General features: G+C 63.8%; 6 protein-coding genes. 3 read left to right on the top strand and 3 right to left on the bottom strand.

The features are described 5' to 3' along the window. Position 1 precedes the first annotated feature (1 nt). The gene (locus tag FHU29_RS11905; RefSeq protein WP_064440074.1) at positions 2–4,849 is read left to right on the top strand and encodes a type I polyketide synthase; all 4,848 of its coding nucleotides are present in this window, start codon (positions 2–4) and stop codon (positions 4,847–4,849) included. A 13-nt stretch (positions 4,850–4,862) separates the two neighbouring features. Next, positions 4,863–6,407 carry an acyl-CoA carboxylase subunit beta gene (locus FHU29_RS11900; RefSeq protein ID WP_064439868.1) on the top strand — a complete coding sequence of 515 codons (1,545 nt, stop codon included), beginning with the start codon at positions 4,863–4,865 and terminating at the stop codon, positions 6,405–6,407. 72 nt (positions 6,408–6,479) lie between these two features. Here FHU29_RS11900 and FHU29_RS11895 read toward each other — a convergent pair whose 3' ends face one another. The 3 genes from FHU29_RS11895 to FHU29_RS11885 form a co-directional block, all read right to left on the bottom strand. Beyond that, entirely contained in the window at positions 6,480–9,719 is a 3,240-nt protein-coding gene (locus tag FHU29_RS11895; protein ID WP_183377573.1) for an arabinosyltransferase domain-containing protein, read from the bottom strand. A gap of 128 nt (positions 9,720–9,847) precedes the next feature. Continuing rightward, the gene (locus tag FHU29_RS11890) at positions 9,848–13,099 is read right to left on the bottom strand and encodes an arabinosyltransferase domain-containing protein (protein WP_183377547.1); all 3,252 of its coding nucleotides are present in this window, start codon (positions 13,097–13,099) and stop codon (positions 9,848–9,850) included. Between the two features lie 68 nt (positions 13,100–13,167). Further along, complete coding sequence (locus FHU29_RS11885) at positions 13,168–13,383, bottom strand: hypothetical protein (protein WP_064442412.1); 216 nt, start codon at positions 13,381–13,383, stop codon at positions 13,168–13,170. A 241-nt stretch (positions 13,384–13,624) separates the two neighbouring features. On the opposite strand from FHU29_RS11885, the gene FHU29_RS11880 reads away from it, so the two are divergent. Continuing rightward, entirely contained in the window at positions 13,625–14,152 is a 528-nt protein-coding gene (locus FHU29_RS11880; RefSeq protein ID WP_083962568.1) for a COG4315 family predicted lipoprotein, read from the top strand. Positions 14,153–14,178: the final 26 nt, after the last annotated feature.

The following is a 14,178-nucleotide window of genomic DNA, read 5'->3' as shown; positions in this document are numbered from 1 at the left end:
GATGACTGTTGCCCAGCTGACCGATTGGCTTCGTGATTGGGTGGCGGTGTCCGCCGGTCTCCCGCGCGAGCAGGTTTCAGCAGACCGCCCAATGGAGGAGTTCGGTCTTTCCTCCCGTGATGCTGTCGCGCTGAGCGGTGAAATCGAGGAACTCCTCGGAATTACGCTGAGCGCTACGATCGCGTACGAGAACCCGACGATTGCTGCGCTGGCCAAGCGCATCATCGATGGGCCTGAAGAATCGGCTGAAGAAGCGCCGGGCACTGCTCAACCCCAGCGGCCCGCTGCGGTTGCGCACGTCGATATCGCGATCATCGGAATGGCCGCACGGTTCCCCGGTGGCGCGAACAGTCCCGAAGAGATGTGGAACCTCCTCGCGGAAGGCCGTGACGGGATAAGCGACCTGCCTCCTGGCCGCTGGCAGGAGTATGCGGGAGACCCAGTGATCGCTGCGGAGCTGGAGAAAACTCCCACTTTCGGCGGATACCTCGAGGATGTGAAGAGTTTCGATCACGAATTCTTCGGGATGTCTCCGCTTGAAGCGGAGAATGTTGATCCACAGCAGCGCCTTGCGCTCGAACTCGCGTGGGAAGCGCTCGAGGACGCGCACATCCCAGCTAGCGATCTGCGGGGCCAGCAAGTCGGTGTCTTCATCGGCAGCTCGTCCAACGACTACAGCCTGCTGACAGTGAGCGACCCGTCGACCGCGCACTACTACGCGCTTACAGGAACATCGTCGAGCATCATCCCGAACCGTGTGTCGTACACGTTCGATCTCCGTGGTCCGTCGATTTCCGTGGACACAGCATGTTCGTCGTCACTGGTGGCGGTGCATCAAGCGGTGCAGAGTCTGCGTTCCGGCGAGTCGGATTTTGCGCTCGCGGGCGGTGTGAACATGCTCCTCACGCCGGCTGCCACGCTGGGATTTGGCGCCGCGGGTGTGCTCGCTCCGGATGGCCGGATCAAGGCGTTCTCGAAGGATGCTGACGGCATCGCGCGTGCGGAAGGCGGCGGACTGGTCGCGCTGAAGCGAATCGACGACGCGTTGGCTGACGGTGACACGATCCTCGGTGTGATCAAAGGGTCCGCTGTCAACTCTGATGGCAGATCCAACGGGCTGACCGCCCCGAATCCAGAATCCCAGGTCGCAGTCCTCCGCGCCGCCTACCGCGATGCGGGAATCGACCCGACAACGGTGGATTACATTGAGGCCCACGGCACGGGCACGCTACTCGGCGACCCTATTGAAGCGGAGGCGCTCAACCGGGTCCTTGGGCGTGGTCGCGACGATCTGCTTCCCACGCTGCTGGGATCGGCGAAAACGAACTTCGGCCATCTTGAGTCAGCGGCAGGCGCAGCCGGGCTCATCAAGGTCTTACTTTCGATGCGGCATGATTTGTTGCCCGCGACGATCAACTTCACCGGACCCAACCCGTACATTCCTTTCGATGACGCGAAACTTGAGGTCGTCGACGAAATACGAGAGTGGCCACGGTACTCGGGTACAGCAACCGCGGGCGTCTCCGGTTTCGGTTTCGGCGGCACCAACGCGCACGTCGTGGTGCAGGAGTACCACCGTGACGCGGCAGCGGAGCCACCAGCACTGGCGCCGCTGACGGAGTCCGGGCCCTTCATTTTCCCAGTTTCCGCCGCGGTTCCGTCGCGTCGACGGCTGGCCGCCCGCCAATTGATCGAATGGCTGGAAACGGACGAGGGTCAGAAGGCGCCGCTCGATGTGATTGCGCGCAGTCTCGCCAAACGAAACCATGGTCGTTCCCGCGCAGCCGTCGTGGCAAGCAGTCACGAGGATCTCATCACCGGTCTGCAGGCGATAGCTTCTGGCAAGCCTGGGCCAGGTGTTTTCTCCGCGAACTCACCCGCTGGCAACGCCCCAGTGTGGGTGTTCTCCGGATTTGGGTCTCAGTTCCGCGGTATGGGCCGCGCGCTGTATGAGGCGGTTCCCGTGTTCGCGGCACGCGTCGACGAAATCGATGCGGTGATGATCGACGAGTCGGGGCACAGCATCAAAGACCTCTTCTTCGACGAAGAGGTCACGTACGGCGTTGAACTCGCACAGCTCGGCATTTTCACGATCCAGGTGGCGCTCGGGGCGACGCTGCAGGCGTTTGGCGCCCGCCCAGCCGCCGTCCTGGGCCACTCAGTTGGCGAGGTCGCAGCTGCCGCTGTCTCGGGAGGCCTGCCACTCGACGACGCGGTGCGTGTGATCTGCGCCCGTGCCCGCCTCATGGGTGAGACAGAAGCAGGCCTGAGCGGTGCCGACATCAGGCGCATGGCGATCGTCGAGTTTTCGGCGGACGAACTCGCTGACCTGCGCAGCGACTATCCCGGCATCGAAATCTGTGTGTATGCGGCGCCAACGCAGACTGTCATCGGTGGTCCCGACGACGAAGTCCGCGCCGTCGTCGGGCTCGCCGAAGCACAGCAGAAACTTGGTCGGCTGCTCGAGACCAAAGGCGCCGGCCATACCGAGCAGATGGATCCGATCATCGGCGAGCTTGCCGCGGAACTCATGGGTATCAACGCACGGGCACCCGAATGTGGAGTTTTCTCGTCCGTCCACGAAGGGCAGAAATTCCCGCGCCGAGGGGCGCCGCTGCACGGAGAGGACTACTGGACGAAGAACGTCCGGCACACTGTGTGGTTCACCCAGGCGGTGAACAACGCCGTTTCAGATGGTTACACGACGTTCGTCGAACTCGCCCCGCACCCTGTCGCCTTGATGTCAGTCGCTGCGACGACCTTCGCCGCTGGGCTGCACGAACCGCAGCTTATTTACACGCAGAACCGCAAGGAAGACTCAGCTGCCACCCTGGTGAACGCGATGGCACAGCTCTATGTGCATGGGCATGCGCTTGACTTGGCACACGTGGCCGGCTCCGGTGAACTCACGGCACTGCCGCCGACAGCCTGGATCAAGCGGCCACACTGGACACGGGCTCGCGCCGCTACGGGTGGCGGGAACCAGCGTGTGCCGGGCGCGCACGTCGCGCTTCCTGACGGCCAGCACGCCTGGGAGGTCGTGGCTGAGGCCGTGGCTGATCTCGACAGCCTGGTACTCGGTGCGGCGGCGCAGGTTCTGTCGGATGTGGACTTGGGCGCGGTGATCTACCACGGTGGGTTGCCCGAGGCGGGCACTCTGACCACAATGCTTCACCCCCACCCAGGTGGCGCATCGCTGCGCGTGTACGTGCAGCACGGTGACGAGTTCTCGCTGGTAGCTGATGCGGTCGTCACCGCTGGTGGCCCGCTGAATGCTCCCGAAACTTTCCATGCTCCGCGCCCCGCTGCGCGTCCGGAAACACCGGATGGTGATGTCGAAGTCGACGACACTGGCGACCGGTGGGATCCCGAAGGAGATGAGCCCGCCACCGAACGTCTCACCCGCATCATCGCTGAGGCGATGGGGTATTCAGCTGAGGATCTACCCGCTGAGATACCGCTGATCGAGCTAGGTCTCGACTCGCTGATGGCGGTGCGAATCAAGAACCGTGTCGAATACGAGTTCAATATTCCGCAGGTCCAGGTCCAAGTACTGCGCGACGCAAGCCTGAACGACGTTGACAAGTACTTGAGGTTCGCGCTGGAAAACCCGGACGACGTCGCGTCACTGGCTGAGCAGCAACGCGAGGGTACTGCAGCGTCACCTCCCGCGATCGAGCAGCTGACTGCGAACCCTGAGCAGGCGAGTCCAGCTGTCCCGCCAGGGGAAGAGGCGAACGCGCTCGATCAGCGCAGCGTCGCCGAGTCAGCGGGGCTGGAAGTTCCACCGCGCGATGCAGCGGAACGACTCGCCTTCGCGCAGTGGGCGACTGTCACCGGGACGTCCGCTGGCGGTATCTTCTCGCCGCTACCACCGGTTGGGGAAAGCGTCGCAGCTACGCTCGCCGCGAAGCTGTCGGAAAGAACCGGCGGCACGATCACCGCTGACGAGGTTCTGTCAGCAGCCACGATCGAAAAGCTTGCTGACCTCGTCCGCACGCACCTAGAAGGGGACGTCGGCCTCGTTCGCACCCTGCGTGCCCCCAACGCGGAGTCCAGCCGCCTCCCGGTCTTCGTTTTCCATCCTGCGGGTGGATCGACGGTGGTGTATGAGCCACTCACGAAGCGACTGCCCGGTGACGTGCCGGTTTTCGGCTTTGAACGTGTCGAGGGTGAACTCGTGGGCCGCGTCGACGAGTACCTTCCGGCGCTGCGTGAAATTCAGCCGCACGGGCCGTACGTGCTCGTCGGGTGGTCGTTCGGCGGCGCATTGGCCTATGCGATGGCCCAGCGATTGCGGGCCGCGGGTGAAGAGGTGGCGCTGCTCGGCCTCCTCGACACGGTTTTCCCGTCAGAGCCGATACCCGACACGCCCGAAGAGATCGCGTTGCGCTGGCAGCGTTTCAACGACTTTGCTGCAGTCAACTATGGCTTCCAGTTCCCGTTGCCCATAGATGAGCTCGTGAAGAGGGATGACCAGGGCCAGATTCAGCTCCTGCTCGGCATGCTGAAGGACGCGAACCACACGATAAGCGGCGGCATCATCGAGCATCAGCGCGCGTCGTTTCTGGACAATCGTGCTGTTCAGATGCTCCAGCCTGACCCCTACGAGGGCCCTGTGGTCTTGTATAAGGCTGAGCGGATGCACGACGGCGCGGTCCAGCTGGAGCCCCGTTACGCGGAGATCGCGCCGGACGGCGGCTGGGGCTCTGTCGCCCAGGATCTGGAGATTGTTCAGCTCACCGGCGATCACCTCGGCGTTGTCGACGAACCGGTGATCGCGCGCGTCGCCGCTCACCTTGCTGGCAGACTTGATCAGATCGAAAGAAACCGTCGTTCTGCACAGTAAGGAGCACCAGCGCGTGAGCACCACAGCAGCGAAGCTGGCGGACCTTCGAGAAAAACTCGAGAAGGCCAAAGAACCCGGCGCCCCGAGCGCAATCGAAAAGCGCAACGCGAAAGGGCTTCCCTCACCGCGCGAGCGTATCGACATGCTCCTCGACCCAGGCAGCTTCGTCGAGATTGGCGCGCTCGTCAAGGCGCCGGGATCAGCCGACAATCCGTACGGCGATGGAGTCGTCACTGGCCACGGCACAGTCGAGGGCCGGCCCGTGGTCGTGTTCTCCCATGACCTGACTGTTTTCGGCGGAAGCCTCGGTGAGATGTTCGGCCGGAAAGTTTGCGCCGCACTGGACTTCGCGCTGAAGATCGGCTGCCCAGTGGTGGGCATCAATGATTCAGGTGGGGCGCGTGTTCAGGAAGCTGTCACGTCGCTGGCTTTCTACGCGGAGATCGGCAGGCGCCAGATCAAACTCTCCGGCTTGGTCCCCCAGATCTCTGTCATGCTCGGCAAATGTGCGGGCGGCGCCGTCTACGGGCCGGCTATCACCGACTACGTCGTCGCCGTCGATGATCAGGCCTACATGTTCATCACGGGACCCGAGATCCTGAAAGCGGTGACGGGCGAAACCATCTCCGCAGAAGACCTCGGCGGCGCACGCAAGCAGGCCGAGTACGGCACGGTCAATCATGTCGCGCAGACCGAGGCAGATGCGTTTGCCTGGGTTCGCACGCTTCTCGGCTACCTGCCCTCCAACTGCAATGAGGAACCGCCCGTCGTCAACGCCGGTATGGAACCCGAAATCACGGATTCAGACCGGTCGCTTGACTCCTTCATCCCGGATGCGGACAACTCCGCGTACGACATGCACGAAATCCTGCGGAGGGTATTCGATGACGGCGAGTTCCACGAGATATCGTCCGAATACGCGCGCAGCATAATCGTCGGTTTCAGCCGGATCGACGGCCGCCCAGTCGGTGTGCTCGCGAACCAGCCGTTACACCTCAGTGGTGCCCTCGACATCGACTCTTCAGAGAAGGCATCCCGGTTTATCCGCTTCTGCAATGCGTTCGAGATTCCGATCGTCTGTGTGGTTGATGTTCCGGGGTTCCTTCCCGGTCTGGAGCAGGAACGCAACGGCATCATTCGCCGGGGGGCGAAGATTCTCAATTCGTACCTCGAGGCAGACGTGCCGAAGGTGACCGTGGTTGTACGCAAAGCGTACGGCGGCGGTTACGCCGTGATGGGTTCGAAGAACCTCGGCGCGGACCTCAACTTTGCCTGGCCCACCGCCCGGATCGCTGTCATGGGTGCGGAGGGCGCAGTCGCACTCCTCAAGCGCAGAGAACTTGCCGCAGCGGGGGACAAAGCCCCGGAACTCCGGCGCAAGTTCATCGACCACTACAACGAGTTCATCTCTACGCCCTACATCGCCGCGGAACGCGGGTACATCGACGCCGTGATCGAACCGTCAGCGACGCGGCTGGAACTCCGCCGGGCTTTGCGTGCGCTGCAGGATAAGGCGCCGGAGCGGGTGCCGAAGAAGTATTCACTACATCCCGGCTGAGCGATCTCCCGAGCACAAGCACTAAAGAGAACGGCGGGGCAGACCATTACGGTCTGCCCCGCCGTTTTCTGGCTACCAGCTGATCTCGCCGGGCGACCACCGGCCCCAACGCAGCTCGGTGCTGTGTTCGAGGTCAGCTGGGGCAGCTTCTTCGACGTGTGGCGTGTAACGGATCAGCTCACCCCAGTCCCGGCGCCAATCGTCAGCGAGGTAGCTGGCGAGGGTTGTCGGCCGATTCAGGGTGTTGGTGAGCCCGAGAGAGCCGCCAGCCGGGTGGCTCTGCCAGTTGTTCGCACCGGCGATCACGCCGCGGTCAGGGGTGATCCGGTATTCGGGATTCTGGGCAACGCCGTAGCGGTGCAGGTAAGGCTGCTGGCAGGGGAAATGCAGACCAACAGTCCAGTCGAGCAGCACAGGTGTTGTGGTGCCAACGATGTCCTGCAGTGTCTCAAGCTGGGGTACCCGCGGTGGTGTGAGGCCGATCCACTGGCGGGGCTCGAGGTCCGCGTCGCGTGCGATGACGCGGATGACATCGGCCTCTGCCGGGATGTCGGCCATCGGAATCCGGAGGTTTCGCCACATGGGGCTGGGGCCCGGGTCGATGGGCTGAATGCGGCCGAGAGCCTCATAATCGTCACCATCGCTGCGGCCGTACTCGAGCTCGACCCGCTGTCCGTACGTCTCAATTCCATCGCTGTCGACTGAGGCGATACGGCCCGCTGCGGTGATCACAACAAGCGGCGTCGCATCGGACCGCTCAGGCAACTCGTACCAGTCAGTGGTGAGCTCGGCGACATTGCTCTGCTGAGCCTCGTGGGTGCCCGCGGTGGGGATGCGTGACGGATCAAGCCCGAACGGCAACGGCACTAAGCTACCGTTGATCCCAGGCTCGTCCAGTACCCGTGCGTCAAGGGAACCGCCGGTCACAAACGGGCCGTCTGGGTCGATGGTGCTGGGTCCGTTGGCCCGAACTTCGATGTCTTCAGGTGCCAGATCGATCCGGAAACCGTTGGGGTCGAAACCCTGGCTGAACTGTCCGGTAAATGCTTCCACCGGGTCGTCGGTACTGACAGGTGTCAGGAACGAATCATTGGGATCCGTTTCGACTAGAACGTCGCGGGCGAGGCCACACGGCTCACCGAGTACCGCGTCGATATTCGCTCGCCCGATGGAGTACGACGGGTACTGCGAAACGGCGCCCTTCGCGAGTGACGCGAACTGGAACAGCACCACCAGTCCTGTCACGACGGCGATGGGGGCTGCCAGAGGCACCAGGAACCACTTTCGCTTGCCCTGAGCCTCCGTGTACCGGAGATAGAGGAAAGCGCCCACCAGGAGCAATGCCAGACCGAAAACGAGCACACCCGTCGCTAGTGTGTAGCCCTGGATAGACGGCCGCTTGTCCCACCACGGCACGCCGAAACTTCCCACATACCAGTACGCGTTGGGTCCAGTAGCCGCGTACGCGGCGATGATGACGACTATGCCGCTGAACAACACGCGGTTTCGCGGCGATTGGAAAAGCGGCGTCGTCAGCGCGACGGCCGCGAGCGCCGCGATCGCGGCTCCAATACCCGCGAACGCGCCGAAGTGGTGCACCCACTTGGTGGGTGTAGCTGCGAGGAATCCGAACGACATGATCGACACCGCGAGCAAACGCAGCGTGGGGCCCTTCGCCAATTTGCTCTTCGACGCGGAGTGAATGATCGCCGCCGCGGCGGTGAAGATACACACGATCATGATCAGGACTGGGAACCGGCGCGCAATTGATCCGTCGGCAGTCTGACTGAACAGTTCGCTGTATCGGAAGAACTCGTTGTACCAGCTATTCGACGGTCCGATGATGGTGCGGAGGCGGCTGGCTTCGCTGACGGCGGCGAGGGTCTGGTCGTAGAAGATGATGAAGAGGACGGCGGTGCCGGCGGCGAGGAGTGGGGCGGTGAGGGCGGCCCAGGCGAGGGGGGTGTGTTTGTTGGTGGGGCTGAGTTGTCTGGCGCGTTTGATGAGGATGGCGAGCAGGGGGCGGGAGCCGGCGAGGAGGGCGGCGACGGCCATGAGTCCGGTGGGGCCTGCGGCGAGGGAGAACGCGGCGATGATGGTGGCGACGGCGGCGGGGAGCAGGCGTCCGGTGGCGATGGCGCGTTCGACGCTGATCCAGGTGAGCAGGGCGCCGACGGCGATGACGGGTTCGGGGCGCAGGCCGTTGTTGTAGGGGAGCCAGAAGGCGAGGAAGACGGCGGCGGCGGTCCAGTAGACGGCGGGGGTGTGGCGGGCGCGGCGGCCGAGGCGGGGGATGACTTCGCGGGAGATGATCCACCAGCAGAGGATGCTGGCGATGAGGGTGGTGAGGCGGACGAAGGGGCTGGCGGTGGAGAGGGCGGCGAGGGCGGCGGTGACGTCGTAGAACCAGCCGAAGGGGGCTTCGGGGACGCCGTACCAGCGGTAGTAGTTGGCCATGTAGCCGGCGTGGCCGGCGACGCGGGCCATGTTGAGGATGTACCCGTCGTCGGCGGTGTTGGCGCCGATGAAGTACCAGCCGAGCAGGATTGCGCCGACGATGAGGTCGAGGGGGGAGAGTTTCCACCAGGAGGCGGGCAGGAAGCGGCGGTGGCGGCGTCCGTCGGTGAGGTCGAGGCGGTGCAGGGCGGCGAGGGAGACCAGGGTGGCGATTGCGCCGATGGTGATGGCGAGGATTTTCAGCAGGGTGGGGCTGGTGGTGAAGCGGGAGTCCACCTCGATGGTGACGTTCAGCCCGTCCGGAGCGGCACCCTCCAAATCCGTAAACACACCCACGACCTGTGGCATGAAGTTGCCCTCACGGGTGGTGGACGCGAGGTCGTCAGAACCGGCAACACCAGTGAACTCGGTGGTGAGCTGGTTAGTCGTGATGTTGAGGCGGATCTCGTCACACCCAGTGATCTGCTCTCTCGGGATCGAGTGCAGGACGCTGTTTCGCGCGACGATCTGAGCCTGGGTTTCGGTGGCGCGGATCTGGAGGCCGAAGCGCTGGCTGTCGGGTGATTGTGCGGGGATGGTGGCTGCGACGAGGCCGCCCTCGTCGGGCAGGTCGTTGAAGACTGCGCAGGGGATGGTGGCGCTGACCTCGACGGGCAGGTAGGAGATGAGGGGCGCTTCGATGCTGGTGGCCTGGTCGTCTTGGGGCCAGCTGATCGTGGTGGTGGTCTGATGCACCGGCAGCAGCGGCGTCGCCACCGCAAGCAGGAACCCGGCCAGACCCGTCAGCAGCGCAACAATGCGCGCAGCCCTCACACCACTGTCAGTCACTGAACCACCCGTCTTCGACGACTCCATTCCCACAGGCACAAGTCACGATGGTATTCGCACAGCGTCCGAATCCCCGCCTGAGCGTACGGATTCTTAGCTTAAGAGTGATCACAAACTCATTTACGTGAGTGCTGTGTTATTCATCGGAGTGTTATCTACCGGATCGGACCAGGATTCCACCGCCCAGACCGCGTAGTGGTATCCAGCGTCAGCTCAGCAGGGACAGCATCTGGATCATAAGGCTCAAAAGTGAGCAGTGAGCCCCAGTCTCTGTCCCAGTCGTCGCGCAGGTAAGTCGGGAGCGCTATAGGTGCGCCCACGAGCGCGGTAACGCCCACGGGACCGCCCCCGTAGCTGCCCTGCGCGATATCCGTGCCAGCTTTGAGTTCGAAATCGCCTGTGATGCGGTACTGCGGCATATCGATAACACCGTATCTGTGGAGGAAAGGCTGCTGACAGGGGAATGAGAGGCCGACGGACCAGTCGATGAGAACCGGTGATTCGGTACCGACAACATCGCCCAGCGTGCTCATTGCCGGAAGCCTCGGCGGTGTCAGCGCGACCCACTGATCTTCAGCGAGTTCGTCATCGCGAGCTATGACGCGAACGGCGGTGGCTTCCTCCGGGATCGCGGCCATCGGGATGCGGAGATTGCGCCACGACGGGATCGGACCGATATCAAGCGGCTGGATGCTGCCTTGGACTTCGATGTCAGTTTCCCGGCCCTCCTGGGTGCCGTATTCGATCTCGACGACCGGTCCGCGAATGTTGCGGCCGAACGGATCGACGGAAGCTACACGTCCCGCGATAGTCATAACAAGCACGGGCGTGTCGTCGGATCGGGCAGGAAGTTCGTACCAGCCCGATGTGAGGGCAGCCCGGCCGCCACCGGGGCGGTAGCTGCCAAGAAGTGGCACCTGCGACGGATCCAGCCCGAATGGGAGCGGCACGATGCTGCCATTAATGCCAGGAGCCTCCAGCGGACCTGAAGTTCCCGTGCCCGTCGGATCTATTGTGGTCAGTTCTTCCTCGGCATCACTCTCGCCCATGGCTACGGGCGTCGATGCTGTGCCGTCATCTTCGAGCGACTCCGGAGTGAGGTCCCGGGCGACGCCATTCGCGGTGAAGCCAGTGTTCTCCCCGTCGTCGAGCGCGGTGACTGCATCGACGTCACCTATTGGGGTGAGAAGCCCTGCTGTGGGGTCAGTCTCAACCAGCACGTCCCTCGCCATTCCGCACGGCTCGCCGCTCACCGCGTCAAGGTTGGCGCGCGCCACCGAATACGCGGGATATTGACTTACCGCGCCCACTGTCATCGACGCGAGCTGCCAGAGCACTACAGCGGAGGACACAATCATGACGGGTGCAGTGGTGATCACACGGACCGGCCAGGGCGGGTCGAACTTCCCTTTACGCAGCTCGAGATAGTGGAAGATAGCCGCCGCAATGAGCAGAAGCAGCGTCAGGGCCAGGAGCCAATTCGCCACACCGCGCCCAAGGAACAGCGGCGGCCTGTCATCGAACGGCACCCCATAGTTAGAGACGTGCCACCAGCGGTTTGTGCCGGTCATTGCGAAGGCGACAACGAACATCAGCACAGACAGCGCGAGGAGCCGGTTACGTGCCGACCGAAGGATCGCGGGACCCATCGCGATGGCTGTGAGCGCAGCCACGGCAGCAGCAACGCCGGCGAACGCGCCGAAGTGGTGCGTCCACTTGGTTGGTGTCAGCGTCAGGAACAGCAATGAACCGACCGTCACGCCGAGGATGCGCGCGGCGGGGCCGGTGGGCACTCCAGGCAGGCCGCCCCTGCGGATGATCGCCGCCGCGGAGATCGTGATGCAGAAGAACAAAATCAGTACAGCGAAACGGCGTGCCAGCGAACCATCAGAGGCGGGACCGAACAGTTCCTCATACCGGACCATTTCCTCGTACCACGTCAGTGACGGGCCAACCGCAGTGCGGAGGCGGCTGGCTTCGCTGACGGCGGCGAGGGTCTGGTCCCGGAAAACCATGAAGAGGACGGCGGTGCCGGCGGCGAGGAGGGGGGCGGTGAGGGCGGCCCAGGCGAGGGGGGTGTGTTTGTTGGTGGGGCTGAGTTGTCTGGCGCGTTTGATGAGGATGGCGAGCAGGGGGCGGGAGCCGGCGAGGAGGGCGGCGACGGCCATGAGTCCGGTGGGGCCTGCGGCGAGGGAGAACGCGGCGATGATGGTGGCGACGGCGGCGGGGAGCAGGCGTCCGGTGGCGATGGCGCGTTCGACGCTGATCCAGGTGAGCAGGGCGCCGACGGCGATGACGGGTTCGGGGCGCAGGCCGTTGTTGTAGGGGAGCCAGAAGGCGAGGAAGACGGCGGCGGCGGTCCAGTAGACGGCGGGGGTGTGGCGGGCGCGGCGGCCGAGGCGGGGGATGACTTCGCGGGAGATGATCCACCAGCAGAGGATGCTGGCGATGAGGGTGGTGAGGCGGACGAAGGGGCTGGCGGTGGAGAGGGCGGCGAGGGCGGCGGTGACGTCGTAGAACCAGCCGAAGGGGGCTTCGGGGACGCCGTACCAGCGGTAGTAGTTGGCCATGTAGCCGGCGTGGCCGGCGACGCGGGCCATGTTGAGGATGTACCCGTCGTCGGCGGTGTTGGCGCCGATGAAGTACCAGCCGAGCAGGATTGCGCCGACGATGAGGTCGAGGGGGGAGAGTTTCCACCAGGAGGCGGGCAGGAAGCGGCGGTGGCGGCGTCCGTCGGTGAGGTCGAGGCGGTGCAGGGCGGCGAGGGAGACCAGGGTGGCGATTGCGCCGATGGTGATGGCGAGGATTTTCAGCAGGGTGGGGCTGGTGGTGAAGCGGGAGTCCACCTCGATGGTGACGTTCAGCCCGTCCGGAGCGGCACCCTCCAAATCCGTAAACACACCCACGACATACGGCATCTGATTGCCGTCCCGGACCTGGGGCTCCACATCAATACCCGCGAACTCGGCGGTGACCGCGCCCTTTGTGATCCCCACCAGAAGCTGATCACAGTTCGCGAGTTCTTCGAGCGGCTGCGACGCGACCAGCGCGTTCCTGACCAGCACCTCAGCGTGGGTTTCGGTGGCGCGGATCTGGAGGCCGAAGCGCTGGCTGTCGGGTGATTGTGCGGGGATGGTGGCTGCGACGAGGCCGCCCTCGTCGGGCAGGTCGTTGAAGACTGCGCAGGGGATGGTGGCGCTGACCTCGACGGGCAGGTAGGAGATGAGGGGCGCTTCGATGCTGGTGGCCTGGTCGTCTTGGGGCCAGCTGATCGTGGTGGTGGTCTGATGCACCGGCAGCAGCGGCGTCGCCACCGCAAGCAGGAACCCGGCCAGACCCGTCAGCAGCGCAACAATGCGCGCGACGCGGAGGCGACCATCAGATTTCGAACCACCAGAACTCGGCACAATCCCCGATGGTATTCGTACCGTGTGGCATTACCTTCCGACGGGCCGTCGCCGGGAACCTGAGTTTGCTATTCGCGGGGGTAATCGTCGTCTTCGGGGACCTCCTGAAGCTGTTCAGCTACGTCGGCCTCGTTCGCACCGAAAATCTCTGATGCGCGGATGGACGGAGACGAGCCGGTGTCTTCGTCAGCGCCCACTGAGAGTTCCTGTTCGAGGCGGTCAGCCTCGGGAACATCCTCGGGAGTCGACGGAACCCTGCGGGAAGACGGAATTCGTGCTGACATCGTGCTCCTCCTTACATCTCTGTCGAGAAGTGAGCCCGCTGGTGAGCTGCACGGCTTCTAGCTTGCCCATCCAGTGTAGTGAACATGGCTAGGGTCGCTACCCGTCCAGCGCCAGCGCGACTTCACTACCTCTAATCCCGCTGGAGGGCGCAAATCGGAGCGGTATTTCGGGTAGCAAGGCCCAGGTCTGGGCTAGATCAAATCCGGACGATATGCTCAATCCGGCTCCTGGAGGTGTCATATGCGTATCCGTGTGCTGCTCGCAGCGTTCGTGTTGTGTTCGGTCTCCGCGTGTGGCGGCGAGCAACCGGCGGTGGAGACCACGGAACCGCCACCCGTCGAACCGGCAACCGAAGGCGCGGCCACTGCTGCTGAGCCGCAACAGCCTGCACTCGATTCAGACGACAGCCCGGCTGGCACGAGCATCATCGCTGCGGGCAGTGAGTTCGGCGACATGCTCTACGACGATTCGGGACAGGCGATTTACCTATTCGACGTAGAAAGCGACGGCGAGCCACTGTGCTACGAACAGTGCGCGCTCGCCTGGCCTCCAGTATTGACCGACGGCGAACCCGTGGCAGCCGACGGGGTCGACACGGAATTGCTGGGAACTGTCGAGCGTACGGACGGCACCGCCCAAGTCACCTATAACGGTTGGCCGTTGTACTTCTACGCGGCCGAAGAGCCGTGGGAGGTTAAATGCCACAACGTCTTCGGCTTCGGCGGGTTGTGGCTTGTCGTGACACCAGAGGGCGAGGCAGCGCCGTAGTCGGCCGTAGTCGACAGTGCTGGTGA

The sequence above is a fragment of the Hoyosella altamirensis genome (assembly GCF_014191505.1).
Lineage (GTDB): Bacteria > Actinomycetota > Actinomycetes > Mycobacteriales > Mycobacteriaceae > Hoyosella > Hoyosella altamirensis.
The sequence above is the reverse complement of the archived record's forward strand: the minus strand, read 5'-3'. Positions and strand labels throughout refer to the sequence as shown.

Excerpts from the sequence above, each read along its gene's own strand:
- FHU29_RS11880 (WP_083962568.1), top strand. The coding sequence starts at position 13,625 with ATGCGTATCCGTGTGCTGCTCGCAGCGTTCGTGTTGTGTTCGGTCTCC.
- FHU29_RS11895 (WP_183377573.1), bottom strand. The coding sequence starts at position 9,719 with ATGGAGTCGTCGAAGACGGGTGGTTCAGTGACTGACAGTGGTGTGAGG.
- FHU29_RS11905 (WP_064440074.1), top strand. The coding sequence starts at position 2 with ATGACTGTTGCCCAGCTGACCGATTGGCTTCGTGATTGGGTGGCGGTG.
- FHU29_RS11885 (WP_064442412.1), bottom strand. The coding sequence starts at position 13,383 with ATGTCAGCACGAATTCCGTCTTCCCGCAGGGTTCCGTCGACTCCCGAG.